We start from the raw sequence: 26,348 nt of genomic DNA on the forward strand, positions 1-26,348 counted from the left end.
TCCCCGTGAACATCGGTCTCGCGGCAAAGCGGAGTGGCCTCAGCGCCAAGATGATCCGTTACTACGAGTCGATCGGCCTGCTGCAACCGGCCGGGCGCACGGACAGCGGCTATCGCCAGTACGGTGCCCAGGACCTGCATGTACTGGCCTTCATCAAGCGCTCGCGTGATCTGGGCTTTTCCCTGGAAGAGGTCGGCAAACTGCTGGCCCTGTGGCAGAACCGCCAGCGCGCCAGCGCCGATGTGAAAGCCCTGGCGCAAGGCCATATCACCGAGCTGAACCGCAAGATCGAAGAACTCACCGCACTGCGCGACACCCTGGGCGAACTGGTGCAGCACTGCCAGGGCGATCAGCGACCTGATTGCCCGATTCTGCGGGATCTGGAAACGGGGAGCGGCGAGCACAGTGCCAACGCGGGCGGCTGTATAGCTGGAAACCGCTAGAAGGCTGATTTGCACAGCACCAGAAAGCCAAACGCCGGCCTTGGGGCCGGCGTTTGGCGTGGAGCTGAAAACAGGCAGGTTTGGGCCTGTCGCTACAGCGGGGGCAACCTTAGAAGTTGTACTTCGCGGACGCTGTGAGGCTACGCGGAGCACCGTAGGTCAGGGCACCGTAAGCATCGAAGATGTCGAAATACTTCTCGTCGGTCACGTTGTTGGCGTTCAGTTGCGCCGAGAGGTTCTCGGTGATTTCGTAGCGCGCCATCAGGCTGACCAGAGCATAGGCGTCCTGCTCGATCTTCTCGGGGTTGCCTGCCGGGTTGGTGGCATAGGTGTAGATGCTGTCCTGCCAGTTCACGCCGCCACCGATGGTCAGCTTGTCGTTGAAGAGGCCCGGTACACGGTAGGTGGTGAAGGTCCGCAGCAGCTTTGTCGGGTAGAGCGTGTTGACGTCACTACCCTCGGCGTCTTCGGCCTCGAACTGGGTGTAGCCTGCCGACACATTCCAACCTTCGGTGAGCTCACCAGACACCTCCAGCTCGAAGCCTTCGCTGGTCGCACCTTCGGTGGCCTCATAGGCATAACCGCCTACCGGGTCGGTAGGATCGATCAGCTGGCCGGTGCTCTGACCCAGGTTGTCCTGCTTGATCTGGAAGATCGCCGCGGAAGCATTCAGACGGCCGTCGAAGAACTCGAACTTCAGACCGGTCTCGTAGCTTTCGCCGGTAATCGGGTCGAGCTGCTGGCCGCTGCTATCGCGTACCGATTGCGGCAGGAAGATTTCCGTGTAGCTGGCATAGGCCGAGACACTGTCGGTGAGGTCATAGACGATACCGACATAAGGCGTGATCTCGTTGTCGACGTCGACCTTGCTGACTTCCGAGTAGATGTCATCGCTGGTCTTCTCGTAGAAGCTGTCACGTGCACCGAGAATCAGCTTCAGGTCATCGCTCAGGTTAAGGCGGGTCGCCGCATAGACGCCGCGCTGCTCGACCTCGCCGTAGCCATAGTCGCTGCGTGCGCCCCAGATCGGTTCGGCAAAATCGCCGCTGTAGTCGTCGAAGTTCGCCACGCCACCAAAGCCGCTCAGCGCGGGAACCTGGTCGGCATCGAAATCCTGTTCGCTGTGGACATAGCCGAAGGCCAGATCATGGTCACGGCCAAGCAGGGCGAACGGGCCACTGAAGCGAATGCTGTAGTCATCCTGGGTGGTTTCGGTCTTGTAGGTGGCCGGGAACGAGGACATGCCGCTGGCGCCATCTCGGCCGGGATTGCCGGAGAGATACAACAGGGCGGAATCGCCGGTCCGCTCGCCACGGTTGTAGCTCAGGTTGACCTGCCAGTCGTTGGCGAAGGTGTGATCCAGATTGACGAAATAGGTTTCGTAGGTGGTATCCCACTGGCTCCAGTTCGCAGAGGAAGTCTTGGAGCGGCTCCAGTCGGTCTTGCCACCGTCGGCATACCACACGGGCAGGCCACCCCACATCGGCGAATCGGACTTGTTCTCCTGGCGACTGGCCCCGAACCACAGGGTGGTATCAGGCGTCAGGTCGATATCCATGGTGCCGTAGAAGGTTTCGCGCTGGTTGGAGTGCAGGTCGATCCAGCTGTCACCCTCGTTGTATTCACCGACCAGGCGCGCGCGGATGGTGCCCTCCTCGTTCAAGGCCATGGACAGGTCACCCAGGGTGCCATAGGTATCCCAGGTGCCCGCACTGACCTCGACCGAGCCAGTCAGCTCGCGGCTGTTGGCGCGTTTGCGCACCATGTTCAGCGAGGCGGAGGGGTCGCCCGCGCCAGTCATCAGGCCGTTGGCGCCGCGCACTACTTCGACGCGGTCGTACATGGCCAGACTGCTGAAGATCTCCCCCGAGCTCCAGGGTTGCTCATAGATGGTCGGTACGCCGTCGATCATCAGCGAGTTGAGTTCGAAACCGCGGGCGTTGATCTGGCCACGGCTGGTCTCGTAGCGGTTCAGCGAGATACCCGTGGTGTTGTTGACCACATCGGTAATGGTCTGCAGGTCCTGGTCCTGCATGCGCTGCTGGGTGACCACGGTGACCGATTGCGGGGTTTCGCGCAGCGACATCTTCAGCGGAGTCGCGGTCTTGGCGGAACCCGTGGTGTAGGACCGTGTTCCTTCGGTGGTGTCACCCAGAACCTGTGCAGCCTCGCCGGTGATGGCCAACGCATCGAGCGTCACCGCCCCCTCCTCTGTCTGCTGCGCATAAGCCGGCAACGCAGCAACAGCGCTACCAGCAGCCAGTAGGTGAATCGCCAGGGCCAGCGGGCGAAGTGACAGGGACGAGCGCGCGGCAGCCGCACCTGGCTGACGCGGGAGGGTGCAAGGGGACATGGTGTACTCCGAAGGGTTATGCGTTGGCTAATGCTTTATTTGAGAATGCTTATCATAGTAATTCAGATAAAGACTCAATTTAAAGAACCTGCCAAAAGAAAGTTCCTTGCAACAGCGCAATAATTTTTCAGGAGAGATGCCAACCCAGCGCGATGCGCTGACTGGCCAGGCAAACAAAAGGGGCGCCGAAGCGCCCCTTGGGTATTGCTGAGAGTGCAAGCGTCAGGCTTGCGATTGCAGGTAGTTCTGCAGGCCGATGCGGTCGATCAGGCCGAGCTGCTGTTCCAGCCAATAGGCGTGGTCTTCCTCCGTATCGTGCAGCTGCACTTCAAGCATCTCGCGGCTGATGTAATCGCCATGCTTTTCGCACAGCTCTATACCCTTGGCCAGGGCCTCACGCACTTCGTATTCCAGCTTGAGGTCGGCACGCAGCATGTCCGGCACGGTGGCGCCGGGATGGATCTTGTGTGGTGTCATGTTCGGCGTGGCTTCGAGGAAGAGGATGCGCCTGAGCAGGGCATCGGCGTGTTCGGTCTCTTCCTCCATCTCGTGGTTGAGACGCTCGTAGAGCTTGTTGAAGCCCCAGTCCTCGTACATCCGTGAATGCAGGAAATACTGATCGCGCGCGGCGAGCTCGCCACGCAGTAGTTCCTTGAGATATTCGACGACTTCGGCAGCGCCTTGCATGACTCGATTCCCCAACAAAAGCTTCGTTCAGACGGCAAGCTTCGACCCTCGATGCGCACTGGTCAAGCAACAAAACGCCTTTATCGGCGGAGCGATTCGCATTAGCGCAAAGCCGCATGCTTGCTGGGTTTAAGCCATCTTGCAGTAAATGAAAATGCCTCTGATAACGCGCCACAAACAGCAACCGAGGAGCAGAGAACTCCGCTCCTCGGTTGCTCAGGCCAGGCTCAAACAAACATGCCGCCGGACACCTCGACACGCTGCGCATTGACCCAGCCGGCTTCCGCGGACAGCAACATGGCGATGGCCTTGCCGATGTCGTCCGGCAGGCCAACCCGCCCCAGCGCCGTCTGCGCCGCAATGGCCGCGTTGAGTTCGGCGTTATCACGCACGGCGCCGCCGCCAAAATCGGTTTCGATAGCGCCCGGGGCAATCACATTGGCGCGAATGCCACGCGCCCCCAGCTCCTTGGCCATGTAGCGGGTCAAAACCTCGATACCGCCTTTCATCGCCGCGTAGGCGGCGTAGCCCGGCAGCGAGAAACGCGCCAGCCCGCTGGAGACATTGAGAATGCGCCCACCGTCGGCCACCAGCGGCAACAGTTTCTGGGTGAGGAAGAAAGTGCCCTTGAGGTGGATGTTCAGCAACTGGTCGAACTGCTCCTCGCTGGTCTCGGCGAAGGGCACGTGGATGCCGATGCCGGCGTTGTTGACCAGGGCATCGAAGCTGTCACGCTGGAAGGTGGCGGCCAGGGCCGCACGCACATGGTTGGCGAAATCCTCGAAGCTTGCCGCGCGACCGACATCCAGCTGCAAGGCCACGGCCTTGCGACCGAGGGCACGGATCTGCGCCACCAATGCTTCGGCCTCGGCCTTGCCGCTGTTGTAGGTCAGGATCAGGTCGTGGCCTTGTTCGGCCAGGTGCAGGGCGGCGTTCTTGCCAAGGCCGCGGCTGGCGCCGGTGATCAGGGTGAGAGTCGGGTTCATCTTGATGTCCTCGTCGGAGTGAATGGCTGACGAGGACAAAACTATTGATCGACCTTGATCAGATAAATCAGCCAATCCTGTTTAGACTGTCCAAATATCAATAACAGTGAGCAGCTATGGACCGCTTTCATGCCATGCGGGCTTTCGTCCGCGTCGCCGAACTGGCCAGCTTCACCCGCGCCGCCGAGAGCCTGGGCCAGCCCAAGGCCAGCGTTTCGCTGCTGGTACAGCAACTGGAAAACCAGCTCGGCGCCCGCCTGCTGCACCGCACCACGCGCCGGGTGAGCCTGACCCAGGACGGCCAGGCCTGCTACGAGCGCTGCAAGGACCTGCTGGCCGACGCCGAGGAAATCGAGGCGATGTTCCAGCTGGAAGCCAGCCAATTGCGTGGCCGCCTGCGGGTGGACATGAACCAGGCTGTGGCCCGCGACCTGGTGCTGCCACGCCTGGCCGAATTCCTCCGCGCCCATCCGCAACTGGAGTTGGAGCTGAGCTGCACCGATCACCGAGTCGACCTGATCCGCGAAGGTTTCGATTGCGTGGTGCGGGTCGGCGGCCAGGTCGACCCGGGGCTGATCGCCCGCTCGCTGGGGCAGATGGAGCAGATCAACTGCGCCAGCCCCGCCTACCTGCAACGCTTCGGCACGCCGCGCAGCCTGGCGGACCTGGCCGAGCATCGCCTGGTGCACTACGTGCCCAACCTCGGCGCGCGGGCCGATGGCTGGGAATACCAGCAGAACGGCGAGACGCACAGCCTGGATATGCCTGGCGCGCTGACGGTGAACAGCACCGACGCCTACAGCCAGGCCTGCCTGGCCGGACTCGGACTGATCCAGGTGCCGCGCGTGGGCGTGCTGCCCTATCTGGCCGATGGGCGCCTGGTGGAAGTGTTAGCCGAGTTCCGCGCCGCCCCCATGCCGGTGTTTCTGCTGTACCCGCATCGACGCAACCTGTCGAAGCGGGTGCAGGTATTCATGGATTGGCTGGCTGGCCTGGTGCGCCCCTACGTCGCAGAACGGACGCCGGCAACACGGTGATCACCAGGCCGCCGAAAACCAGGCCGCAGGCCAGCCAACCTAGCGGGCTGAGCGCCTCACCGAGCAGCAGCCAGCCGGACAGCAGGCCGGATACCGGCACCGCCAGGGCGAAGGGCGTGACCAGGCTGGCCGGGTAGCGGCGCAGCAGAAAGCTCCAGATGGCGAAGCCGACCGTGGTGGCGAGGAAGGCGATATACAGCAGCGCGCCGACGCCGCGCCAGCTCAGGTTGCTCAGTGCCGCGCCCATCGCCTGCGGCCCCTCGAACAGATACGACAGGCCCAGCAGCGGCAACACCGGCACCAGGCTGACCCAGCAGATCAGGCGCAGCATGTCGCTGGCGCCGGAACGCTTGGTGGCGATATTGGAGAAGGCCCAGGCCAGCGCGGCGGCTACCACCAGGGCGAAGCCCAGCAGGCTGTCGCCCAGCGGCCGCTGCAGGCCGATCAGCACCAACCCTCCGGCCGCCAGCACCAGGCCGGCCAACGCCCGGGCCGTCGGCCGCTCGCCCAGCACCAGCGCGGCGATCAGCACGGTAAAGAACACCTGGCTCTGCAGCACCAGCGACGACAGCCCGGCCGGCATGCCCAGGTGCATGCCGACGAACAGCAGGCCGAACTTGACCACCCCGAGCAGCACGCCGATCTGCACGATGCGCCACCCGGGCGCCGGCAAGGGCCCACGCAGGAACAGCAACGGCAGAGCCGCCAGGGCGAAGCGCAGGGCACAGAACAACAGCGGCGGAAAGTCCTCCAGGCCGACCTTGATGACGACGAAGTTGACGCCCCAGATCAGGGTGACCAACAGGGCCAGGAGGATGTGCGGTAGGGGCATGGCGAACGCTCCAGCAAGAACCTGAGCACCCTAACAGTTTGCCGCAGGACTGGATCGATACAGTTACCGAGCAACTGTATGCACCACCAGCGCAACACCCGTGAGGGAGCGGCTGCAGCCACGAGGCAATGCCTGGACAGAGCACGACCGCGAGCGGCCTTCATCGCGGCTGAAGCCGCTCCCACCGAACGCACTTGACCCGCTTTCGCAGCAAGGGCCGGGCAGCTGCATCGATTGCTTTTTAGGTCTACCCAGGTACATGCCAAAACGCCCGCGACGGGCGGGCTTTTTTTGGCGAAGACCAACCTATTGCGCCCAGGGCGGTGGCGGCGGCTCGTCGCGGGGGGCGTCTTCGGCGCTGCGCAGCGCTTCACGGCGCTCCTGCTCGGCCAGGGCGGCCTTGATCTCGCGCATCACCGACTCGACGTCGGCTTCGTCCTCGGGCTCGTCGAACTGGCCGGTGAGCTGGCTCTCCGGGGTCAGCTTGCCGTCTTCGAACAGGGCCCACATTTCCTTGGCGTAGCGGGTGCCCAGCAGCTCCGGGGCGAACTGGCCGAAATACTCGGCCATGTTGCGCACGTCGCGTTCGAGCATGCTGAAGGCGTGGTTGTTGGCGGCCGCATCCACCGCCTGCGGCAGGTCGATGATCACCGGGCCATAGGGGTCGAGCAGCACGTTGAATTCCGACAGGTCACCATGCACCAGGCCGGCACAGAGCATCTTGACGATCTCGCCGATCATGAAGGCATGGAATTCGCGGGCATCGTCCGGCAACAGGTCGACATCGTTGAGGCGCGGGGCGGCATCGCCGTAGCCATCGTCGACCATTTCCATCAGCAGCACGCCGTCCTGATAGTCGTAGGGCTTGGGTACCCGCACTCCGGCATTGGCCAGGCGGAACAACGCCGAGACCTCGGCATTCTGCCAGGCCTCTTCCTGCTCCTTGCGCCCGTACTTGCTGCCCTTGGCCATGGCCCGGGCATCGCGGCTGTTGCGGGTCTTGCGGCCTTCCTGGTACTCGGCGGCCTGACGGAAGCCGCGCTTGTTAGCCTCTTTATAAACCTTGGCGCAGCGCAGCTCGGTACCGCAGCGCACGACATAGACCGAGGCTTCCTTGCCACTCATCAGCGGACGTACCACCTCGTCGATCAGACCATCTTCGAGCAGGGGTTCCAGGCGTTTCGGGGTTTTCATCGAACTGATCGGGTCTCCACGGGTGACAATTGCGCCCTTATACGGCAATCGCGCCGCCGCGCCCAGCTCAAGCCTGCAACAGGCGGCGGCGCAAGGCCTCGATGGCATAGCGTACCTTGGCCGGCTGGGCGTCGCGACGCGGCGTGACGATATGCAGGCCGATGCTCTCCGGCTGCCAATCCGGCAGCAGCGCCAGCAGCTCGCCACGGGCCAGCAGCTCACGCACCTCGGGCTCCGGCTGCTGCGACACGCCCATGCCGGCCAGGGTGAACTGGCGCACCGCAAGGATGTTGTTGCAGGCGATGCGACTTTCCAGGCGCAGACGCTGCTCAGCACCGGCCGGTCCGCGCAGCAGCAGGTGCTGGGCGCGATCGGTATGCAACCCGATCCAGTCCAGGTCGAGCAACTGCTGCGGCTGCCCGACCCAGCCACAACGGGCCAGATAGGCCGGCGCCGCGCACAGCAGGGTGTCCCAGTCCGCCACATGCCGGGCGACCAGGCTGGAGTCCTCCTGACGGCCGACGCGAATGGCCAGGTCGATGCGCTGCTCGACCATGTCGAGTACTTCGTCATTGAAGAACAATCGCAGGCTCAGTTGCGGATGGGCCTGCAGCAACGGCGCAAGGGCCTCGCACAAAAGGCCACCGGAGAAGCCCACCGGCGCGGCGATGCGCAACTCGCCCACCGGCGCATCGCGCAGCTCGGCCAGGCGCTGCTCGGCCTGCTCGGCCAGCGCCACGATCTGCCGGCAGCTCTGGTACAGCTGAGCCCCCGCCTCGGTCAGGGTCAACTTGCGCGTGGTGCGGTGCAGCAGGCTGAGCTGGGTGCTCTCCTCCAGCTTGCGGATCTGCTGGCTGACCGCCGAGGCGGTCATGCCCAGGGCCTCGGCGGCGCCGACCATGGAACCCTTGTCCACTACGGCGGCGAACAGGGCCATGCGCTTGAGCTGCTCCATTATTAAGCCCTACTTAACTATGAAAGCCAATTAAGCGTCTTTTTCCGATCTTTATCCAGTTGCGATCATTTCACCACCGCAATCCACCCAAGGAATCGCAGCATGAAACTCGCCCTGATCGGCGCCACCGGCTTTGTCGGCAAGGCCCTGCTGGAAGAAGCCCTCAACCGGGGGCACCAGGTCACCGCCCTGGTCCGCCATCCGGAGAAGCTACCGAGCCACGAACGCCTGAACGGCGTAGGCGCCAATGTGCATGACACCGCCGCCCTCGCCGAGCAACTGCGCGGCCACGACGCCGTGCTGAGCGCCTTCAACCCCGGCTGGGAGCAGGCCGACATTCGCGCCCAGTTCATCACCGGCTCCCAGGCGATCGTCGCGGCGAGCAAGGCGGCCGGGGTCAAGCGCCTGCTGGTGGTCGGCGGTGCCGGCAGCCTGTACGTGGCGCCGGGCCTGCAACTGATCGATACCGCCAGCTTCCCGGCGGCCTACAAGGAAGGCGCCGAGGGCGCTCGCCAGGCCCTGAGTCAGCTGCGCGAAGAACAGGAGCTGGAGTGGACCTTCCTCTCCCCCGCTGCCCTGCTCGAACCGGGCCCACGTAGCGGCAAGTTCCGCCTGGGCGGCGAAGCGCTGTTGATGGACGGCGAGCAACCCGGCCGCATCTCGGTGGCCGACCTGGCCGTGGCCCTGCTCGACGAGACTGAGCATCCGCAGCACATCCGTCAGCGTTTCACCCTGGCCTACTGATCGACAGCCCCTGTTTCAGGGGCTGCACACCTTCAAGGAGTCACCCATGAACAATCTCAGTGCAACTGCCTTCGTCACCACCGACAGCCCGGCGCGTTATATCAGCCGCCTGTGCAAGCACTTTGCCCACAAGATCCCGGTCAGCTTCGACGAGCAGCAGGGCCGTATCGAATTCAATATCGGCCTGTCGCTGCTGACAGCCGAGCCGAATGGCCTGAGCCTGCGCGTGGAAAGCACCGATCAGGAGAACCTGGAAAGGCTGCAGAACGTGGTCGCCAGCCACTTCGAACGCTTCGCCTGGAAGGAAGCCCTGACCCTGGACTGGCAACCGGGCGCCTGATTCCAGCCTGAACTTAGGAAGGCGGCAAGGTCAGCTCGATACTCTCGCCAAGCGACTCTTCCAGGCGCTGCAGTTCGCCGTGCAAGGAGGCTGCATCGTCGGCATGCTCCCGGGCGATCTGGACGAAGCGCTCGGCGGACTCGATCAGCGCCAGCACCACGGAAGGGTCGAAGCGGGTGCCGCTGGCGGCGCTGATCCGCGCGACTGCCGCGGGGTGATCCAGGGTCTGCCGATAGGGGCGATAGCTGGTCATTTCCTCATAGGCGCCGACCACTGCCATCAAGCGCGCCGCCAAGGGGATCTGCTCGCCACGCAGGCCCTGTGGATAGCCACTGCCGTCCCAGTGCTCATGCTGGCTGTAGACGATATCGCGGGCGTCACGCAGGAAATCGGTAACGCTCCCCAGCCGGGCTTCGGCGGCCAGCAGCGCATCACGCCCGGCCAGCGCGTGGCTGTGCAGCAGCGCCAGGTCCTTGCCCTGCAGCGGCGTCGGGCTTAGCAGAATGCGGTCCGGCAGTACCAGCTTGCCAATGCCGTACAGCAACGCGGACTTGCCCAGCTGGGCGATGCGCGCCTGGTTCAGTTCATCGGCCAACAGGGGTTGCTGGCGCGCCAAGCTGCCGGCCAGCTCCGTCATGTAGGGCTCGATACGGGCCAAGTGCTTGCCACAGGGGTTGTCACGCATGGCCGCGAGCCTGGCCATGGCCTCGATGGTCACCTCCTGCAGGCGCTGGATATCCTGAGTACGGCGGCGCACCTCCCACTCCAGGTACTCGCTCTTGTCGCGCAGGAAGTCAGCACTGGCCTTGAGCTGCAGTTGTGCCCGCACCCGAGCGAGGACAATGGGCGGGCTGATCGGCTTGGTGATGTAGTCCACCGCACCCAGGTCGAAACCCTGCTGCTCGTCGGCCAGCTCGGTCTTGGCGGTGAGGAAGACCACCGGAATGTCAGCGGTGGCGGGATCGTCCTTGAGACGCCGGCAAACCTCGTAGCCATCCATCTCCGGCATCATGATGTCGAGCAGGATCAGATCAGGCTGACTTTCCGCAGCGATGCGCAAGGCCTTGGCGCCATTGCTGGCGACCTTGACCCGGTAGCTGTCCAGCAGCAGCTCGCTCATCAACGTGAGGTTTTCCGGCGTGTCGTCCACCAGCAATATCAGCGGCTGGTCGGGCCGATCGAGCATTTCCATCATGTCCTGTTCCTCGCTCAGAGCGTGCTATCGATTCCCTTCGCCGCCTCGCGCAGCAGTACCAGGGCCCGTTCGAAATCGAAGCCACGCACCGCGGCAGCCAAGGGGCCGTACTGCTCATTAAAGGCGCTGCGCAGCAGTTCGGCCTGCTCGTCGAAGACTTTTCCGGCGCGCGGATCATCGGCGGCGATCAGTTGCAGCAGCTGCTGGCAAAGCGCCTGTAACTGCGGCGCATCGGCGACCGCCGCGGCAGTTCTCGGCTGCAGAGCCCGGATCGCCTGCACCAGCGCCGCCAGGCTGGCTTCCAGCTCATCGAGCACGGCGTCCAGCTCATCATGCCGGGCGTCCTTGATCGCACTTTCCAGGGCCGCCGCCAGGGCCGCCAGATCACCGGCGCCCAGGTTGCCGGCCAGCCCCTTGAGACTGTGCGCCTCACGCTCGGCGGCCTCCTGCTCGCCATCTGCCAGCAGCTGACGCAAACGCGCGGCAAAATCGGCCTGGCTGACAGAAAACTTGCCGAGCAGGCGCAGGTAGAGTTCGGGCTTGCCCAGAACGCGGCGCATGCCGCTGGCCAGGTCCACCCCCGGCAACTGCCAGTCTGGTAAGACCGGGCAGGGTGTCGCGACTGGCTGTTCCATGGGGCTCGCCGCCATCCAGCGGCTCAGCGCCTGCCACAACTCGGCAGGCTCGATGGGTTTGCCCAGGTGATCGTTCATCCCGGCGGCCAGGCAGCGTTCGCGGTCGGCGGGCATGGCGTTGGCAGTCATGGCCACGATCGGCAGCCCGGCGAAGCGCGGCTCGCGGCGCAGTGCCTCGGTGGTGGCGATGCCATCCAGCACCGGCATCTGCATGTCCATCAGCACCAGGGCGTAATGGCCATCGGGGTTGGCCCGCAGCAGGTCGAGGGCAATCTGGCCATGCTCGGCCTGGTCGATCTGCAGGCCGCTCTCCTCCAGCAGGCCGCAGGCCACCTCGCGGTTCAGCTCGTTATCTTCCACCAGCAGCACGCGCTGACCGGCGAAATTGGGCACCGCCTCGCCCACCGGCAGGCGCGCGAAACCCTGGGCAGAGCCTTTTCCGCCCAGGCTGCGGATCAGCGAATCGAACAACAGCGAAGGGTTGATCGGTTTGAGCAACACATCCTCGATGCCCACCCGCTCGGCGCCCTGCAACACTTCCTCGCGGCCGTAGGCGGTCACCATCAGCAAGTGTGGCGGCGGTTGCAGGCCCAGCTCCAGAATGCGCCGACCGGTTTCCAGGCCGTCCATGCCCGGCATCTGCCAGTCCAGCACGATCAGCTCGTAGGGTTCGCGGCGCAGCGCGGCCTCCTGCACCTGACGCAGAGCGTCCGGCCCGGAGGCCGCCGCGTCGACGCGAAAGCTCATGCTGCCGAGCAGGTCGTACAGCACCTGGCGGGCGCTGTCGTTGTCGTCCACCACCAACACCCGCCGGCCACGCAGGTCGGCCTGCGGCAACAATCGCGGGCCTTGTTCTCCAGCGATCCCCAGGGGCACCCTGCACCAGAACAGGCTGCCCTGACCGACCGTGCTTTCCACCCCGACATGCCCTCCCATGGCCTCGGCCAGGCTCTTGCAGATGGCCAGGCCGAGACCGGTGCCACCGTACTTGCGCGTGGTGGAGGTGTCGGCCTGCTGGAACGACTCGAACAGCCGCCCCTGTTGCTCGGGCGTCAGGCCGATGCCGGTGTCGCGCACGCCCATGTACAGCAACAACTGCTCGGCACCGCGCTGTTCGGCGCGCAGGATGACTTCCACCTCACCCGCCTCGGTGAACTTCACGGCATTGTTGGCGTAGTTGATCAGGATCTGACCCAGGCGCAGCGGGTCGCCAACCAGGTGCTGGGGCACCGCCGGATCCAGGTTGAACACCAGCTCCAGGCCCTTGCTGCCGACCTTGTCGCCGATCAGGCTGGCGAGGTTTTCCAGCACCTGCTGCAGGTCGAAGTCGATGTGCTCGATGCTCAGCTTGCCGGCCTCGATCTTGGAGAAGTCGAGGATGTCGTTGATGATCCCCAGCAGGTGCTGGCCGGCCTGCTGGATCTTGCCCAGGTAGTCGCGCTGGCGCGGGTTGAGGTCGGTCTTCAGAGCCAGGTGCGACATGCCGATGATGGCGTTCATCGGCGTGCGGATCTCATGGCTCATGTTGGCGAGGAAATCCGACTTCAGCCGCGCCGCTTCCTCGGCCAGCTCCTTGGCCTTGGCCAGCTCGTCCTCGGCCTGCTTGCGCAGGGTGATGTCACGGCTCACACCGACCAGGCCGAGCAGCTTGCCCTGGTCATCGTGAAAAGTGGTGCGCAAGGTATCGAACACCACCCGCCGGCCATCCGGGTAGATGGAAAAGCCTTCGCTCTCGAAGGGGCCGCTCCAGTTCAGTGCAGTCAGGTCGTGCTCGCGACGGCTCGCCGCCCACTCGGGATGCAGCAGTTCCTCGTCACACTTGCCCAGCACCTGCGCGTGGCTTTGGCCGAACAGCTCGGCGCAGGCCTGATTGACGCCCAGGTAACGCCCCTGGGCATCCTTGAACCAGATCGGATCGGGAATCGCGTTGATCAACGCCACCAGGGTGCTGCGCTGGCGCTGTGCTTCGGCCTCGGCACGCTGGCGCTCGGCGATCTGCACCGCCAGGCGGCGGTTCCACACCAGGACGAAGGCGATCAGTACGACCAGCGCGATCAGATAAGGCCAGCCGACCTGCAACAGACGCTGCCAGTTGAAGGCCGTGAGTGGCGGCAGCCAGCGTTCCTTGATCGCATCCTGCTCCTGCTCGCTCAGACTGGTCAGGGCCTTGTCCAGCAACGCGATCAGCTGGGTCTGCTTACGCTGCGCGGCGAAGCGGAACTCGCTGGTGGAGAGCCCCGTCTCACCGCGCAACTCCAGATTGGTCAGATTCAGCTCGCGGATCAGATAGCTGGCAACGATCATGTCGCCCACATAGGCATCGGCACGCCCGGACGAAACGGCGCGCAAGGCCGCCTCGGTGTCGCTCACCTCCAGCAGACGGACATCGGGAACCTTGTCACGCAGGGCCTGCTGCAGAACATAGCCGCGCTCGATCGCCACCAGGCGCCCGGCCAGATCGGGAATCCGCTGCACCCCCTGGTCGCCACGGGTGAAGATCAGACTGCTGCTGACCAGGTAGGCACGCGTGAAGGCCATGTACGCGTCGCGCTCGGGTGTTTGTGCCACCGAAGGCAGCACATCGACCCGACCTTCGCGCAGGGCCTTGAGCGCCGAATCCCAGTCATCGAACAGCACTGGCTCGAAGCGCAGACCAAGACGCTGACTCAGCAAGGCCAGGTAGTCGCCACTGAGCCCACGATGACGCCCCTGCTCGTCGATCACATCGAAAGGCGGCCAACCGGACCGCTCGACGCCAACCTTGAGCACGGGATGCTCCGCCACCCAGGCTCGCTCGGTGTCGTCCAGGCGCAGGGCCGCTGGCGCGAGCAGAGGCAACAGACACAAGCAGATCACAATGAAGGTGCGCAACATGGAACAGCGTCCTTGTCATACGGATGCGCCTTCAGCATAGGCTTTGAAAGTCAGATGCGGATTGGCAGGCCGGGGCTGCCGTTCGACAATCGGGCCATGAACACTGAGGAAATCGCCATGCTCGACCTCGACCGCTGCTGGCACGCCGTATGTGAGCGCGATACCGCTCAGGACGGCCGGTTCGTCTTTGCCGTACGCAGCACCGGCATCTACTGCCGCCCCAGCTGCCCGGCACGCCGACCGAACCGTACCAATGTCAGCTTCCACGCCGATCCGGCCAGTGCCGAAGCCGCCGGCTTTCGTCCCTGCAAACGCTGCTCGCCGACCGGCAAGAGCCCGGCCGAACAACTGGACGAACTGGTCCTCGCCACCTGTCAGCTCCTGCAGACCACTGAACAGGCACCGACCCTGGAACAGCTGGCCAGACGTATCGGCCTGTCCGCCTCGCACCTGACCCGCGCCTTCAAGGCCCGCACCGGACTGACACCTCGCGCCTGGTTCGACGCGCAGCGCCGCCAACGCCTAGAAGCCACCTTGCCCCGGGCAAGCTCGGTGTTGCAGGCCGCCTTGGACGCCGGCTACTCCGGCACTCGCGCACTCTATGAACAACCGTCAGCCCTAAGCCCGGCGCAGCGGCGCCAGCGCGGGGCCGGCGAAGTGCTGCGCTACGCCATCGGCGACTGTCCGCTGGGCCTGCTGCTGCTCGCCGCCAGCAGCAAAGGTGCCTGTGCCCTGCTGTTCGGCGACGACGAACTGGAGCTGGAGCACGAACTTCAGGGGCGTTTCGCCGCTGCCGAACTGCGTCGCGACCAGCGTGGCCTGCGCGACTGGCTGCGTGAGGTGGTGGCACAGATCGAGGAACCGGCAAGGGCGGCCCAGTTGCCATTGGATATGCGCGGCACGGCCTTCCAGCAACGGGTGTGGCAGGCTCTACGCAGCATCCCCGCCGGGCAGACACGCCGCTACGGCGAACTGGCCGAGCAGCTCGACAGCCACGCCCGCGCCGTGGCCCGCGCCTGCGCCAGCAACCCGCTGGGCCTGCTGGTGCCCTGCCACCGGGTCATCGGCGCCAGCGGCGCCCTCACCGGCTACCGCTGGGGCGTGCCGCGCAAGGCGGCGCTGCTGGAACGAGAAGGAGTACTCATGGAGTAGCCTGATGCGTCCCGGATTTATGGCGCCTTGCTAGCGCAACCGACAAGCGCACCACCAGAAACAACAAACCCGCCAGATGGCGGGTTTGTTGTTGAGGACAATGGAACTTACTTCTCGACGAAAGCACGCTCGATCAGGTAGTCGCCCGGTTCGCGCATGCGCGGGGAGATCTTCAGGCCGAAGCTGTCGAGCACTTCGCTGGTCTCGTCGAGCATGCTCGGGCTGCCGCAGATCATGGCGCGGTCGTCCTGCGGGTTGATCGGCGGCAGGCCGATGTCGGCGAACAGTTTGCCGCTGCGCATCAGGTCGGTCAGGCGGCCCTGGTTCTCGAACGGCTCGCGAGTCACGGTCGGGTAATAGATCAGCTTTTCCTTCAGGGCGTCGCCGAAGAACTCGTTGGTCGGCAGGTGCTCGGTGATGAACTCCTTGTACGCCACTTCGTTCACGTAGCGCACGCCGTGCACCAGGATGACCTTCTCGAAACGCTCGTAGGTTTCCGGGTCCTGGATCACGCTCATGAACGGCGCCAGGCCGGTACCGGTGCTGAGCAGGTACAGGTGCTTGCCCGGGTTGAGGTCGTCGAGCACCAGCGTTCCGGTGGGCTTCTTGCTGATGATGATCTCGTCGCCTTCTTTCAGGTGTTGCAGCTGCGAGGTCAGCGGGCCATCCGGCACCTTGATGCTGAAGAACTCCAGGTGCTCTTCCCAGTTCGGGCTGGCGATGGAGTAGGCGCGCATCAGCGGGCGGCCGTTGGGCTGCTGCAGGCCGATCATGACGAACTGGCCGTTCTCGAAGCGCAGGCCCGGGTCGCGGGTGCACTTGAAGCTGAACAGGGTGTCGTTCCAGTGATGCACACTGACGACGCGCTCCGAGTTCATGTTGCTCATGCTGAATTCCTTGAATAGATCGTGCTGCCGGGCCGGCAGGATTGCGCGTCATTCTAGGCAGGCGCACAATATCTGTTAAGTGGATTATCAAGATATGGAATATTGGTTATATAGATATGCGATTCACACTCAGACAGCTGGAAGTCTTCGTCGCCGTGGCCAAGCAGGAAAGTGTCTCCCGCGCGGCCGAATCCCTCGCCCTCTCGCAGTCCGCCGCCAGTACCTCGCTCAGTGAGCTGGAGCGGCAATCCGATTGCCAACTGTTCGACCGCGCCGGCAAGCGCCTGTCGCTCAATGCCCTGGGCCGCCAGTTGCTACCCCAGGCGGTCGCACTGCTGGACCAGGCCAAGGAAATCGAGCGCCTGCTCAGCGGCAAGACCGGCTTCGGCCTGCTGGAAGTCGGTGCCACGCTGACCGTGGGCAATTACCTGGCAACCCTGCTGATCGGCAACTTCATGCAGCGCCACCCGGAATGCCGGCTCAAGCTGCACGTGCAGAACACCGCCAACGTAGTGGCCCAGGTCGCTCACTACGAGCTGGACCTGGGCCTGATCGAAGGCGATTGCCAGCACCCGGATATCGAGGTGCAACCCTGGGTGGAGGATGAGCTGGTGGTGTTCTGCGCGCCGCAACACCCACTGGCCGAACGCGGTGTTGCCAGCCTGGAGGAGCTTTCCCGCGAAGCCTGGATTCTCCGCGAGCAGGGTTCGGGCACGCGCCTGACCTTCGACCAGGCCATGCGCCACCACCCGGCGCAGTTGAATATCCGCCTGGAACTGGAGCACACCGAGGCGATCAAGCGCGCCGTGGAGTCCGGCCTGGGTATCGGCTGTATCTCGCGCCTGGCGCTACGCGACGCCTTCCGCCGCGGCAGCCTGGTGGCGGTGGAAACACCCGAACTGGACCTGATCCGCCAGTTCTATTTCATCTGGCACAAGCAGAAGTACCAGACCGCGGCGATGCGCGAATTCCTCGAACTGTGCAGGGAAATGACGGCCGGTATCCGCCGCAGCGACGAAATCATCCTGCCGCCGTTTACCTGAGGGATAACTCAGGCCGAAGCGGCCAGGGGATGAAAGCTGAAGTACAGATGCAGGGCGTCGACCATCTCGACGTATTCGGCGGGCGGCGCCACCAGAGCAAAGCCGGAATCGTAGGTGCCGGGGGTCACATCCTCGCGACTCCACTGGCAGGTGGCAGCAAAGTCGATGTTGTGGATACGCCCGTCGCGCCCCGGAATCTTCAGGCGCATGTCGAAGCGCGCATCGACCAGCATGGGGTACTGGCTGATCAGCATCAGTCCGTCCAACGAAACATTGCCGATGTAGCCCATGGGCTTGTCGGTGATGCGGTTGAACACCTTCAGGTAGTAGGGCAGCTGGTGGCGATCTATGCGACGTTGGATATGCATGGTGGCCAATCGCTATGGACGGGTTTCCGAGTATGGGCTCTGAGGTGCCGCAGTACCAGACTCAGCCGCACCGTGCGGCAATTCGAGACGACAAACGGCTGCGTGCCGCTTCTACTTCTGCTTCGCTGACGTAATTGCGCTCACCGTTGGCATCGGTGGTGAAGTACCGACCATTGCGTTCGATCTGCTGCAGTTGCTGACGCAGCTTGCCGCACTCCGCGCTGCGCTCGGCACGGGCCGACGCAGCACGGGACTCGGCCTGGGCGCGTTCGTCACGCCGCGCATCGAAATACTGCTGGCTACGCTGTTCGCGCTCGCGGGTGGCGTCGTCCCGCTCGACCACCTGCGGCTTGACCTCCACCTGCTCGGCCCCTGCCCCACCGGGCTTTTCGGAGAAGTGCACCCGACCCTGAGCATCGGTCCAGCGGTAGATTTCCGCGCTGGCCACAGCCGGGGCGAGCAAGAGTACGAACAGCAGATGACGCATACGACTTCCTCCCTCTGCGCAGCTTAACCGCGCAAGCCACTCCCTGATGGTGCGCCGACTGACGGCCACATCAGAGCGATGCGGGGGACGCCTTGGCCGGTTCGCTGGCCGAATAATGCCCGAGCTGGCGCAGAGTCTCCAGCCGGGCACGGGCACGGTAGGCGTATTCGCTGGCCGGGTAGCTGCGCAGGATGAACTCATAGGTCTGCGCCGCATCGACGAACAGGTTCTGCCGCTCCAGACACTGGCCGCGCAGCAGGGAAATCTCCGGTTGCACATAGCTACGCGAGCGACTGGTCCGCTCCGCCCGTGACAGATCGAGCAGGGCCTGGTCACAGTCGCCCTCGGTGTAGTGCCGATAGGCCTCGTCCATATGGCGGTCGAGGGACATTCGATTGCAGCCAGCCAGGCTGGCCAGGACAAGAAACAGGATCAGGGTACGCATGGTCGACTCCTCCGCTGCGCAGTGTATCGGCTGGTCGGCATTTTTCTGCAGCGGCGACAGCGCGGCAACTGCTCGCAGGCGCAATTAACGGTGAGTAGTGCAGGTGAACAATGACTACAGTGCAAGGCCGTAGTAGCCTCGCCGCACGCATTGAGAATGGAGTTACCGCATGACCCTGCGTCGCACCAAAATCGTCGCCACCCTCGGCCCAGCCAGCAGCTCGCCAGAAGTCCTGGAGCAGCTGATCGTCGCCGGCATCGACGTCGCCCGCCTGAACTTCTCTCACGGCACCGCCGAGGACCACAAGGCTCGTGCCCAGCTGGTCCGCGAGCTGGCCGCCAAGCACGGCCGCCACGTCGCCCTGCTCGGTGACCTGCAGGGTCCGAAGATCCGCATCGCCAAGTTCGCCAACAAGCGCATTGAGCTCGACGAAGGCGACCTGTTCCGCCTGTCCTCCAGCCACTCACGCACCGAGGGCACCGAGGAAGTGGTCGGCATCGACTACCCGGCGCTGATCCAGGACTGCGACGTGGGCGACGAGCTGCTGCTCGACGACGGCCGCGTGGTCATGCGCGTCGAACTCAAGGGCGCCGACGAACTGCACTGCCGGGTGCTCATCGGCGGCCCGCTGTCGGACAACAAGGGCATCAACCGTCGCGGCGGTGGCCTCACCGCACCGGCGCTGACCGAGAAGGACAAGGCCGACATCAAGCTGGCCGCGGAGATGGAGGTCGACTATCTGGCGGTGTCCTTCCCGCGTGACGCCGCCGACATGGAGCTGGCCCGCCGCCTGCGCGACGAGTCCGGCGGCAAGGCCTGGCTGGTGGCCAAGATCGAACGCGCCGAGGCCGTGGCCGACGACGCGGCGCTGGACGGTCTGATCCGCGCCAGCGACGCCGTGATGGTCGCCCGCGGCGACCTCGGCGTGGAGGTCGGCGATGCCGAGCTGGTCGGTATCCAGAAAAAGATCATCGCCCACGCCCGCCGCTACAACAAAGCGGTGATCACCGCGACCCAGATGATGGAGTCGATGATCCACAGCCCGATGCCGACCCGCGCGGAAGTCTCCGACGTGGCCAACGCCGCGCTGGACTACACTGATGCGGTGATGCTCTCGGCCGAAAGCGCCGCCGGCGAATACCCGGTGGAAGCCGTCGAGGCCATGGCCCGCGTGTGCCTTGGCGCCGAGAAACATCCGACCAGCCAGAAATCCAGCCACCGCATCGGTCGCACCTTCGAGCGCTGCGACGAGAGCGTGGCTCTGGCCACCATGTACACCGCCAACCACTTTCCGGGCGTCAAGGCCATCATCAGCCTGACCGAGAGTGGCTACAGCCCGCTGATCATGTCGCGCATCCGCTCGTCGATCCCGATCTACGCCTTCACCCCGCACCGTGAGGCGCAGGCACGCGTAGCGCTGTTCCGCGGCGTCTACACCGTGCCGTTCGACCCGGCCGCGCTGCCGGCCAACAAGGTCAGCCAGGCTGCAGTCGATGAACTGCTCAAGCTCGGCGTGGTCGAGCCCGGCGACTGGGTGATCCTGACCAAGGGCGACAGCTATCACGGCACCGGCGGCACCAACACCATGAAGATCCTGCATGTCGGCGACCCGATGGTGTAAGCACGCGCTGTAACGAAAAGGCCGCTCATCGAGCGGCCTTTTTCATGTCCAGTGCCTCAAGCGCTGCCACTCACAGACGCACGAAGTAGGGAATTGCAGAGAGGGTGCTGCCGACAAGCACCAGCGCCAGGTTGCTGTCGACCAGATAGGGGAAGCCCATCAGCGCCAAACCGCAGACAAACGGCACCGGCTTGCTCTGCCGGCGACCGTAAATCACATAACCCAGGCCGATACTGCCGAACAGCAGGCCCCAGAGCAGTTGTGCGCCGTCCATCAGACGAACCGGGAGAAATCCGGCTTGCGCCGCTGCATGAACGCAGACAACGCCTCGATGGCTTCTGGCGAGCGCAGGCGCTGACCAAACAGCTCGCCCTCCTCTTCGATCACCTTGCGCAGCTCCTCACGCCCGGGTGCACGCATCAGGCGCTTGCTGACGGCCAGCGCCGACGGCGCCAGATCGAGGAAACGCAGGGCCATTTCTCGAGCCTTGGCCAGGGCACTCGGCCCGTCTTCCAGAGCGGCACTGGCGATGCCCCACTCGGCCGCCTGGGCACCGGTGAAACTCTCACCAAGCAACAGCACTTCAGAAGCGCGGGCCTGACCGAGCAGGCGCGGCAGAAGCAGGCTGGAGCCGAACTCCGGGCACAGACCGAGATTGACGAAGGGGGTGCGCAGCTTGGCATCGCGACTGACGTAGACCAGATCACAGTGCAGCAGCAACGTGGTGCCGATACCCACCGCCGGGCCGGCCACCGCGGCCACCACCGGTTTGCTGAAATCGAACAGCGCACGCATGAACTGGAACACCGGGCTGTCCATGCCGGTGGGCGGTGCCTGGAGGAAATCGGCCACGTCGTTACCACTGGTAAAACACTCGGCACCGCCAGTAATCAGCACCGCACGCTCGCCGGGGTCCTGGTCGGCCGCATCCAGCACCTCGGCCATCTGGCTGTACATGGCGCGGGTCAACGCATTCATCTTGTCCGGACGGTTCAGGCGCAGGGTCAGCAGACCAGCGTCGCGCTCGACCAGTACATGTTCGCTCATGGCAACTCCTTGGGCGGGCCTCGCACAGCCAGAGGGTCAGGCGCGGGGCAGAAAAATATCGGCCAGCATCTGGTTACGCGGCACACCGAGCAGATAGAGACGGCGGGCGAAGGCTTCCACGCTGGCGGGAGAGCCGCAGAGTAAGGCGATGGTCTGGCGCGAAACAAGCCGTAGATCCGCCAAAGCCGCCGCCGGCTCGGTCGCGGCCAGCAGGTCTATTTGCAGGTTGGCGTGCTGCGCAGCCAATGCCCGCAAGGGTTCGGCCAGGTAGTGCTCGCTGGTGTCATGGGCCAGGTGAATAAGGCGAATCGGTCCCTGGTGATGCTGGCGCAATGCCTCGCGCAGCACGCCCCACAGCGGCGCCAGGCCGGTGCCGGCGGCCAGCAGCCAAAGCGGGCGCTCCTGCCAGTCCGGGTCGTAGTGCAGGGCCCCGCCACGCAGCTCACCCAGGCGCAGGCTGTCGCCGGGTTGCAACTGACGCGCGTGATCGCTGAAGGCTCCCGGCCGGCGGCAGTCGAGATGGAACTCCAGCCAGGGTTCCTCGCCCGGCAGGCTGGCCAGGGAATAGGGCCGCGCGATGCCCTGGTCATTCCACAGCACCAGGTGTTGGCCCGCCGCATAGCGCAGCGGTCGCTCTGCCTGCAGGCGCAGGCGCAGCACGTACGGGCTCAGCCAGTCGAGCGACTGGACCTGCGCCGGCAGGCCGTCTCGGGTCGGCTCGAATAGCTGTACCTCGAGGTCATCGACCACCCGGCACTGACAGGCCAGGCGCCAACCCTGCTCGCGCCGCTGCGCACTCAAGGCGTCGGGCTGCGCGTCCAGCACCTCGCCGCGCACGCAGCGCACCAGACAGGCATGACAGCTACCGGAACGACAGCTGTAGGGCACCCGTAAACCCACACCGTTGAGGGCGTCGAGCAGATTGCTACCGGAGGGCACCGACCAGGCCTGGCCAGCCGCGTGCAGCTCGAAGGTGGCCGGATCAGGCACCGGCACCCTCCCAAGCCGCATCGCAACGGTTCCGCCCGCCGCGCTTGGCCCGGTACAAGGCCTGGTCGGCGCGCTGCAGCGCCTCGTCGAGATCATCGCCTTCGACCAACAGGGTCATGCCGGCAGACAGGCTGAGGCTGTGCACCTGCACACCGATCGGCTCGGCGCAGGCGAAAGCCTCGCGCAGGCGCTCGCAACAGCTGGTGAACTGGTCGGCATCGGTGTTGGGCAGCAGCAGGACGAACTCCTCACCACCGTAGCGAGCCAGCACATCGCCGTCGCGCAGGCAGGCTCTGGCCACGGCGGCGAAGGTCTGCAGGACGCGGTCACCGGCGGCATGGCCGTGCACATCGTTGATCCGCTTGAAGTGGTCCAGGTCGATCAGCGCCAGACCGTGCTGACGCCCGTGGCCGAGGTTATCCAGCTCGCGCAGGGCCAGGCGCAGGAAGTGACGTCGATTGAACAGACCGGTCAGCTCATCGGTGGCCACCAGGTCTTCGAGCTGGCGCATCATGCCGCGCAGGGTGTCCTGGTGCGCCTGCAAGGCATAACGGCGCTGGCGCATGCGCTGACGCAGAGCCTGCACGTAACTGGCGAACAGGCTCAGCCAGATCAGCGCAACGAATAGCGCACAGCACTGCAGCAGGGCCTGGCCCGGGTTACCCAGGCGCAAGTGGTAACCTTCCCAGAGATTGAGTCCGGCAAAGGCGAAAAAGGCGATCGCCGCGCAACGCACGAACACGCGAGGGCGCAACTGGAACACGCCGAACATCAGGATGATCACATAGAAGAGCAACAAGCTGCCGCGCGCACTGTCGAGTTGCGCCAGCAGCACGGTATGCAACGCCAGGCCAACAAGAATCTGCGGTTCGGTCAGGCTGGGGTCGCGAAAGCGCAGGTTGATGCCGCTGCGCAGCAGGGCGAAGAAGGCCAGCTGGCTTGTCACCACCAGCCCGGTACAGACCAGGGCAAAGACACTACCGCCCTGATACAGACCCGCCCAGTTGGCAATCCAGATCAGCAGAACCACCAGGGCATAAGTCGCCACTGCCATGCCGAAACGCTTCAGCAACAGGCTTTGCAGGCTTCTTTTCGTGACCCCTGAACTGCTCGTACTCATGGGCTCCGTCCCGTACTGGCACCTTGCCCAACTCTACCCCCGTGATCACAAAATTGATAGCGCGTACGCGACCATTGGCCAGTGCCTGCGGCTGTGCCGCTGCGGTGTCGGCGCGTTATACTGCGCCGCCTTTTTTGTGGCCTGTCATCCTCGACGGCTACCCTGCTGGCCATCGCGGGACGACATCAAAAATCGTTCCTGATGATTTTTTCGCAGTTGCGCCGGGTCGTGGTCCGGCGTTTCCTTATAGATGTTCCCTGATAGAGGAGCGCCCCCATGACCGTGATCAAACAGGACGACCTGATTCAGAGCGTCGCCGACGCCCTGCAGTTCATCTCCTACTACCACCCCGTCGACTTCATCCAGGCCATGCATGAGGCCTACCTGAAGGAAGAGTCGCCAGCCGCGCGCGACTCCATGGCGCAGATCCTGATCAACTCGCGCATGTGCGCCACCGGCCACCGCCCGATCTGCCAGGACACCGGGATCGTCACCGTATTCATCAAGGTTGGCATGGATGTGCGCTGGGACGGCGCCACCATGAGCGTCGACGACATGATCAATGAAGGCGTGCGGCGCGCCTACAACCTGCCGGAGAACGTCCTGCGCGCCTCGATCCTGGCCGACCCGGCCGGTGCCCGCAAGAACACCAAGGACAACACCCCGGCGGTGATCCACTACTCCATCGTCCCCGGCGACAAGGTGGAAGTGGACGTCGCAGCCAAGGGCGGCGGCTCCGAGAACAAGTCGAAGATGGCCATGCTCAACCCGTCCGACTCCATCGTCGACTGGGTGCTGAAGACCGTACCGACCATGGGCGCCGGCTGGTGCCCGCCGGGTATGCTCGGCATCGGCATCGGCGGCACCGCCGAGAAGGCCGCGGTGATGGCCAAGGAAGTGCTGATGGAGCACATCGATATCCACGAACTGCAGGCCCGCGGCCCGCAGAACCGTATCGAAGAGCTGCGTCTGGAGCTGTTCGAGAAGGTCAACCAGCTGGGCATCGGCGCCCAGGGCCTGGGCGGCCTGACCACCGTGCTCGACGTCAAGATCATGGACTACCCGACCCACGCCGCCTCGCTGCCGGTGTGCATGATCCCCAACTGCGCCGCCACCCGTCACGCCCACTTCGTGCTCGACGGCTCCGGCCCGGCAGAGCTGGAAGCGCCGGACCTGGACGCCTACCCGGAAATTGTCTGGGAAGCCGGCCCGAGTGCCCGTCGCGTCAACCTCGACACCCTGACCCCGGAAGAAGTGCAGAGCTGGAAACCGGGCGAGACCGTGCTGCTCAACGGCAAGATGCTCACCGGCCGCGACGCCGCGCATAAGCGCATGGTCGACATGCTGAACAAGGGCGAAGAGCTGCCGGTCGACCTGAAAGGCCGCTTCATCTACTACGTCGGCCCGGTCGATCCGGTCGGTGACGAAGTGGTTGGCCCGGCTGGTCCGACCACTGCCACGCGCATGGACAAGTTCACCCGTCAGATTCTGGAAAGCACTGGTCTGCTGGGCATGATCGGCAAGTCCGAACGCGGCCCGATCGCCATCGAGGCAATCAAGGACAACAAGGCCGTGTACCTGATGGCCGTCGGCGGCGCCGCCTACCTGGTAGCCCAGGCGATCAAGAAGTCCAAGGTGCTGGCCTTTGCCGAACTGGGTATGGAAGCCATCTATGAGTTCGAGGTGAAGGACATGCCAGTGACCGTCGCGGTCGACACCAACGGTGAGTCGGTGCATATCACCGGCCCGGCGATCTGGAACAAGAAGATCGCCGAAAGCCTGGCCGTGGAAGTGAAGTAAACGCTTCTGGCGCCATACAAAAGCCCGGCTCACTGCCGGGCTTTTGCTTTATCCCCTCCTGCTTTCTGCGGACAGACGTTGCAGTCAGGTGTCCAGATGGCCGCTGAGGAACTGCTGCAGGCGGCTCTGCATCAGGCGCCCGGTGCTGCCCAGGCAGGCAATGGGCGAGCCGGTCAGCTCGTCTTCGGCCAGGTCCGAGGCATCTCCAGCCAGAGCCAGAGGGTAGTCCAGCGACAAGGCAAAGCGTTGCAGTTGCGGCAGCAAGTCTTCGCCTGGCGGGCGATTGGAGAACAGCACCATGGCCTGCGGGGCCACCCTGGCGCAGACCAGCGCCAGTTCCGGCAGCGGCAAGCCAGGGCCGAATACCTGCACATCGGTATCTTCGTCAGCCAGCAACACCCCGGCCACCAGCAGTTCCAGTTCGCGACAGTGGCCTGGCAGGGCCGCCAGAACCACTCGCGCCGGCCTGCCACTCGGCTGCAGGTGCTGCAGGGCGCGAGCGCGCAGGAAGGCATCGAGGAACAGCCACTCGCCGGTCTGCCCAGGCTCGTCGCGGCGCAGCAAAAGCTCCTGCCACAACGGCATGCACACGTCCTGCAGCACCGTCCCCGGGGAATGGCGGGCACACATCTGCTGGTAGAGTCGCGCCAGAGCATGTGCGTCGAACGCCGCCAGCGCGTCACGAATAGCGTCCTGATACTCGCCCCACTCGCTGGCTTCGGCCGCGTCGTCTACCGCTACCGGTGGACGTACCGCCTGGCTACGGGCGAGGATCTTGCCCACCTTGCTCACCGCAACGCCCCGCTCTATCCAGGCCAGGATGTTGCGCACCGCCTCGATATCGGCGGCCGAATAGAGCCGGTGACCACTGTCGGTACGGGTGGGCTGGATCAGCCCATAACGCCGCTCCCAGGCACGCAGGGTGACCGGATTGACCCCGGTGGCTCGCGACACTTCGCGAATGGGGAACAGTTCCTCCTGCGAGAAGGACTCGGCGGCGGCGCGGGCGGGTTCGGTCATGGCCTGAAGGATCGGCAAGGGAAGATGATCCGAGTGTACCCCGGCCCGAGTCCGACCTGAACCGCCCATCGCGACTCCAGCACGCACAACTCT

The 26,348-nt window shown here is 64.6% G+C and carries 25 protein-coding genes; 8 read left to right on the forward strand and 17 right to left on the reverse strand.

Translation table 11 applies throughout. The features are described from left to right. The first annotated feature begins 5 nt into the window (after positions 1 to 5). Positions 6 to 443, forward strand: a complete 438-nt coding sequence (gene cueR / locus AYB31_RS16175) for a Cu(I)-responsive transcriptional regulator (RefSeq protein ID WP_068829735.1) — start codon at positions 6 to 8, stop codon at positions 441 to 443. Between the two features lie 109 nt (positions 444 to 552). Here cueR and AYB31_RS16180 read toward each other — a convergent pair whose 3' ends face one another. The 3 genes from AYB31_RS16180 to AYB31_RS16190 form a co-directional block, all read right to left on the reverse strand. Next, positions 553 to 2,796 carry a TonB-dependent siderophore receptor gene (locus tag AYB31_RS16180; protein ID WP_068829736.1) on the reverse strand — a complete coding sequence of 748 codons (2,244 nt, stop codon included), beginning with the start codon at positions 2,794 to 2,796 and terminating at the stop codon, positions 553 to 555. Between the two features lie 222 nt (positions 2,797 to 3,018). Next, positions 3,019 to 3,483, reverse strand: a complete 465-nt coding sequence (gene bfr, locus AYB31_RS16185) for a bacterioferritin (RefSeq protein ID WP_068829737.1) — start codon at positions 3,481 to 3,483, stop codon at positions 3,019 to 3,021. A gap of 227 nt (positions 3,484 to 3,710) precedes the next feature. Then, positions 3,711 to 4,469, reverse strand: coding sequence for an SDR family NAD(P)-dependent oxidoreductase (locus AYB31_RS16190; protein WP_068829738.1), 759 nt, complete (start codon positions 4,467 to 4,469; stop codon positions 3,711 to 3,713). A 116-nt stretch (positions 4,470 to 4,585) separates the two neighbouring features. Here AYB31_RS16190 and AYB31_RS16195 point away from each other — a divergent pair, with 116 nt between their 5' ends. Continuing rightward, positions 4,586 to 5,506 (forward strand): LysR family transcriptional regulator, encoded by a 921-nt coding sequence (locus tag AYB31_RS16195; protein ID WP_068829739.1) that lies wholly within the window; start codon positions 4,586 to 4,588, stop codon positions 5,504 to 5,506. Here the strand turns inward: AYB31_RS16195 and AYB31_RS16200 are convergent. From AYB31_RS16200 to AYB31_RS16210, 3 genes are all read right to left on the reverse strand, one after another. Then, positions 5,442 to 6,338, reverse strand: a complete 897-nt coding sequence (locus AYB31_RS16200) for an EamA family transporter (RefSeq protein WP_068829740.1) — start codon at positions 6,336 to 6,338, stop codon at positions 5,442 to 5,444. The two genes, AYB31_RS16195 and AYB31_RS16200, sit on opposite strands and share 65 nt — an antisense overlap. Before the next feature lie 306 nt (positions 6,339 to 6,644). Then, complete coding sequence (locus tag AYB31_RS16205) at positions 6,645 to 7,532, reverse strand: PA4780 family RIO1-like protein kinase (protein ID WP_068829741.1); 888 nt, start codon at positions 7,530 to 7,532, stop codon at positions 6,645 to 6,647. Between the two features lie 67 nt (positions 7,533 to 7,599). Further along, positions 7,600 to 8,487, reverse strand: coding sequence for a LysR family transcriptional regulator (locus AYB31_RS16210; protein ID WP_068829742.1), 888 nt, complete (start codon positions 8,485 to 8,487; stop codon positions 7,600 to 7,602). A gap of 102 nt (positions 8,488 to 8,589) precedes the next feature. On the opposite strand from AYB31_RS16210, the gene AYB31_RS16215 reads away from it, so the two are divergent. Next, complete coding sequence (locus AYB31_RS16215) at positions 8,590 to 9,231, forward strand: NAD(P)-dependent oxidoreductase (RefSeq protein WP_068829743.1); 642 nt, start codon at positions 8,590 to 8,592, stop codon at positions 9,229 to 9,231. A gap of 46 nt (positions 9,232 to 9,277) precedes the next feature. Continuing rightward, a complete protein-coding gene (locus tag AYB31_RS16220) occupies positions 9,278 to 9,571 on the forward strand; it encodes a DUF2218 domain-containing protein (protein ID WP_068829744.1) in 294 nt (97 codons plus the stop codon). A 13-nt stretch (positions 9,572 to 9,584) separates the two neighbouring features. Here the strand turns inward: AYB31_RS16220 and AYB31_RS16225 are convergent, their stop codons facing one another. Both AYB31_RS16225 and AYB31_RS16230 read right to left on the reverse strand, forming a co-directional pair. Further along, positions 9,585 to 10,766: an HD domain-containing phosphohydrolase gene (locus AYB31_RS16225; RefSeq protein WP_068829745.1), complete on the reverse strand. Its 1,182-nt coding sequence runs from the start codon at positions 10,764 to 10,766 to the stop codon at positions 9,585 to 9,587. 14 nt (positions 10,767 to 10,780) lie between these two features. Continuing rightward, positions 10,781 to 14,275 (reverse strand): response regulator, encoded by a 3,495-nt coding sequence (locus AYB31_RS16230; protein WP_068829746.1) that lies wholly within the window; start codon positions 14,273 to 14,275, stop codon positions 10,781 to 10,783. A 117-nt stretch (positions 14,276 to 14,392) separates the two neighbouring features. On the opposite strand from AYB31_RS16230, the gene ada reads away from it, so the two are divergent. After that, on the forward strand, positions 14,393 to 15,427 hold the full coding sequence (ada, locus tag AYB31_RS16235; protein WP_068829747.1) for a bifunctional DNA-binding transcriptional regulator/O6-methylguanine-DNA methyltransferase Ada: 1,035 nt from the start codon (positions 14,393 to 14,395) through the stop codon (positions 15,425 to 15,427). Between the two features lie 107 nt (positions 15,428 to 15,534). Here ada and fpr read toward each other — a convergent pair whose 3' ends face one another. Further along, positions 15,535 to 16,314 (reverse strand): ferredoxin-NADP reductase, encoded by a 780-nt coding sequence (gene fpr, locus AYB31_RS16240; RefSeq protein WP_068829748.1) that lies wholly within the window; start codon positions 16,312 to 16,314, stop codon positions 15,535 to 15,537. 116 nt (positions 16,315 to 16,430) lie between these two features. Here fpr and AYB31_RS16245 point away from each other — a divergent pair, with 116 nt between their 5' ends. Beyond that, entirely contained in the window at positions 16,431 to 17,357 is a 927-nt protein-coding gene (locus AYB31_RS16245; protein ID WP_068829749.1) for a LysR family transcriptional regulator, read from the forward strand. 8 nt (positions 17,358 to 17,365) lie between these two features. Here AYB31_RS16245 and AYB31_RS16250 read toward each other — a convergent pair whose 3' ends face one another. The 3 genes from AYB31_RS16250 to AYB31_RS16260 all read right to left on the reverse strand — a co-directional run bounded on the left by AYB31_RS16250 (position 17,366) and on the right by AYB31_RS16260 (position 18,657). Then, positions 17,366 to 17,725, reverse strand: coding sequence for a PilZ domain-containing protein (locus AYB31_RS16250; RefSeq protein ID WP_068829750.1), 360 nt, complete (start codon positions 17,723 to 17,725; stop codon positions 17,366 to 17,368). 61 nt (positions 17,726 to 17,786) lie between these two features. Next, complete coding sequence (locus tag AYB31_RS16255; RefSeq protein ID WP_068829751.1) at positions 17,787 to 18,212, reverse strand: DUF4124 domain-containing protein; 426 nt, start codon at positions 18,210 to 18,212, stop codon at positions 17,787 to 17,789. A gap of 70 nt (positions 18,213 to 18,282) precedes the next feature. Beyond that, complete coding sequence (locus AYB31_RS16260; RefSeq protein ID WP_068829752.1) at positions 18,283 to 18,657, reverse strand: tetratricopeptide repeat protein; 375 nt, start codon at positions 18,655 to 18,657, stop codon at positions 18,283 to 18,285. A 169-nt stretch (positions 18,658 to 18,826) separates the two neighbouring features. Between AYB31_RS16260 and pyk the strand changes: the two genes are divergently transcribed. Then, complete coding sequence (pyk, locus tag AYB31_RS16265; protein ID WP_068829753.1) at positions 18,827 to 20,278, forward strand: pyruvate kinase; 1,452 nt, start codon at positions 18,827 to 18,829, stop codon at positions 20,276 to 20,278. A gap of 70 nt (positions 20,279 to 20,348) precedes the next feature. On the opposite strand, the gene AYB31_RS16270 is transcribed toward pyk, so the two are convergent. From AYB31_RS16270 to AYB31_RS16285, 4 genes are read right to left on the reverse strand one after another with little or no spacing between them, the layout of a single operon-like run. Beyond that, positions 20,349 to 20,552 (reverse strand): hypothetical protein, encoded by a 204-nt coding sequence (locus AYB31_RS16270; RefSeq protein WP_068829754.1) that lies wholly within the window; start codon positions 20,550 to 20,552, stop codon positions 20,349 to 20,351. Continuing rightward, positions 20,552 to 21,325, reverse strand: a complete 774-nt coding sequence (locus AYB31_RS16275) for an enoyl-CoA hydratase (protein ID WP_068829755.1) — start codon at positions 21,323 to 21,325, stop codon at positions 20,552 to 20,554. Before AYB31_RS16275 ends, AYB31_RS16270 begins: the two co-directional genes overlap by 1 nt. A 36-nt stretch (positions 21,326 to 21,361) precedes the next feature. Further along, positions 21,362 to 22,336, reverse strand: a complete 975-nt coding sequence (locus AYB31_RS16280; RefSeq protein WP_068829756.1) for an iron-sulfur-binding ferredoxin reductase — start codon at positions 22,334 to 22,336, stop codon at positions 21,362 to 21,364. Then, entirely contained in the window at positions 22,308 to 23,435 is a 1,128-nt protein-coding gene (locus AYB31_RS16285) for a GGDEF domain-containing protein (protein WP_068829757.1), read from the reverse strand. Before AYB31_RS16285 ends, AYB31_RS16280 begins: the two co-directional genes overlap by 29 nt. A gap of 276 nt (positions 23,436 to 23,711) precedes the next feature. Here AYB31_RS16285 and AYB31_RS16290 point away from each other — a divergent pair, with 276 nt between their 5' ends. Continuing rightward, entirely contained in the window at positions 23,712 to 25,235 is a 1,524-nt protein-coding gene (locus AYB31_RS16290; protein ID WP_068829758.1) for a fumarate hydratase, read from the forward strand. 84 nt (positions 25,236 to 25,319) lie between these two features. Here AYB31_RS16290 and AYB31_RS16295 read toward each other — a convergent pair whose 3' ends face one another. Further along, the gene (locus tag AYB31_RS16295; RefSeq protein ID WP_068829759.1) at positions 25,320 to 26,255 is read right to left on the reverse strand and encodes a MerR family transcriptional regulator; all 936 of its coding nucleotides are present in this window, start codon (positions 26,253 to 26,255) and stop codon (positions 25,320 to 25,322) included. Positions 26,256 to 26,348 lie beyond the last annotated feature (93 nt).

Source organism: Pseudomonas sp. BMS12 (assembly GCF_001592875.1).
GTDB lineage: Bacteria > Pseudomonadota > Gammaproteobacteria > Pseudomonadales > Pseudomonadaceae > Aquipseudomonas.

What these genes read in the sequence shown, in the direction of transcription:
- AYB31_RS16280 (WP_068829756.1), bottom strand. Translation starts at nt 22,336, where the DNA reads ATGCGGCTTGGGAGGGTGCCGGTGCCTGATCCGGCCACCTTCGAGCTG.
- AYB31_RS16285 (WP_068829757.1), bottom strand. Translation starts at nt 23,435, where the DNA reads ATGAGTACGAGCAGTTCAGGGGTCACGAAAAGAAGCCTGCAAAGCCTG.
- pyk (WP_068829753.1), top strand. Translation starts at nt 18,827, where the DNA reads ATGACCCTGCGTCGCACCAAAATCGTCGCCACCCTCGGCCCAGCCAGC.
- AYB31_RS16180 (WP_068829736.1), bottom strand. Translation starts at nt 2,796, where the DNA reads ATGTCCCCTTGCACCCTCCCGCGTCAGCCAGGTGCGGCTGCCGCGCGC.
- AYB31_RS16205 (WP_068829741.1), bottom strand. Translation starts at nt 7,532, where the DNA reads ATGAAAACCCCGAAACGCCTGGAACCCCTGCTCGAAGATGGTCTGATC.
- AYB31_RS16270 (WP_068829754.1), bottom strand. Translation starts at nt 20,552, where the DNA reads ATGGACGGCGCACAACTGCTCTGGGGCCTGCTGTTCGGCAGTATCGGC.
- AYB31_RS16255 (WP_068829751.1), bottom strand. Translation starts at nt 18,212, where the DNA reads ATGCGTCATCTGCTGTTCGTACTCTTGCTCGCCCCGGCTGTGGCCAGC.
- AYB31_RS16250 (WP_068829750.1), bottom strand. Translation starts at nt 17,725, where the DNA reads ATGCATATCCAACGTCGCATAGATCGCCACCAGCTGCCCTACTACCTG.
- AYB31_RS16190 (WP_068829738.1), bottom strand. Translation starts at nt 4,469, where the DNA reads ATGAACCCGACTCTCACCCTGATCACCGGCGCCAGCCGCGGCCTTGGC.
- AYB31_RS16195 (WP_068829739.1), top strand. Translation starts at nt 4,586, where the DNA reads ATGGACCGCTTTCATGCCATGCGGGCTTTCGTCCGCGTCGCCGAACTG.
- AYB31_RS16275 (WP_068829755.1), bottom strand. Translation starts at nt 21,325, where the DNA reads ATGAGCGAACATGTACTGGTCGAGCGCGACGCTGGTCTGCTGACCCTG.
- AYB31_RS16245 (WP_068829749.1), top strand. Translation starts at nt 16,431, where the DNA reads ATGCGATTCACACTCAGACAGCTGGAAGTCTTCGTCGCCGTGGCCAAG.
- fpr (WP_068829748.1), bottom strand. Translation starts at nt 16,314, where the DNA reads ATGAGCAACATGAACTCGGAGCGCGTCGTCAGTGTGCATCACTGGAAC.
- AYB31_RS16225 (WP_068829745.1), bottom strand. Translation starts at nt 10,766, where the DNA reads ATGATGGAAATGCTCGATCGGCCCGACCAGCCGCTGATATTGCTGGTG.
- AYB31_RS16230 (WP_068829746.1), bottom strand. Translation starts at nt 14,275, where the DNA reads ATGTTGCGCACCTTCATTGTGATCTGCTTGTGTCTGTTGCCTCTGCTC.
- AYB31_RS16215 (WP_068829743.1), top strand. Translation starts at nt 8,590, where the DNA reads ATGAAACTCGCCCTGATCGGCGCCACCGGCTTTGTCGGCAAGGCCCTG.
- AYB31_RS16260 (WP_068829752.1), bottom strand. Translation starts at nt 18,657, where the DNA reads ATGCGTACCCTGATCCTGTTTCTTGTCCTGGCCAGCCTGGCTGGCTGC.
- AYB31_RS16290 (WP_068829758.1), top strand. Translation starts at nt 23,712, where the DNA reads ATGACCGTGATCAAACAGGACGACCTGATTCAGAGCGTCGCCGACGCC.
- AYB31_RS16210 (WP_068829742.1), bottom strand. Translation starts at nt 8,487, where the DNA reads ATGGAGCAGCTCAAGCGCATGGCCCTGTTCGCCGCCGTAGTGGACAAG.
- ada (WP_068829747.1), top strand. Translation starts at nt 14,393, where the DNA reads ATGCTCGACCTCGACCGCTGCTGGCACGCCGTATGTGAGCGCGATACC.
- AYB31_RS16200 (WP_068829740.1), bottom strand. Translation starts at nt 6,338, where the DNA reads ATGCCCCTACCGCACATCCTCCTGGCCCTGTTGGTCACCCTGATCTGG.
- AYB31_RS16295 (WP_068829759.1), bottom strand. Translation starts at nt 26,255, where the DNA reads ATGACCGAACCCGCCCGCGCCGCCGCCGAGTCCTTCTCGCAGGAGGAA.
- bfr (WP_068829737.1), bottom strand. Translation starts at nt 3,483, where the DNA reads ATGCAAGGCGCTGCCGAAGTCGTCGAATATCTCAAGGAACTACTGCGT.
- AYB31_RS16220 (WP_068829744.1), top strand. Translation starts at nt 9,278, where the DNA reads ATGAACAATCTCAGTGCAACTGCCTTCGTCACCACCGACAGCCCGGCG.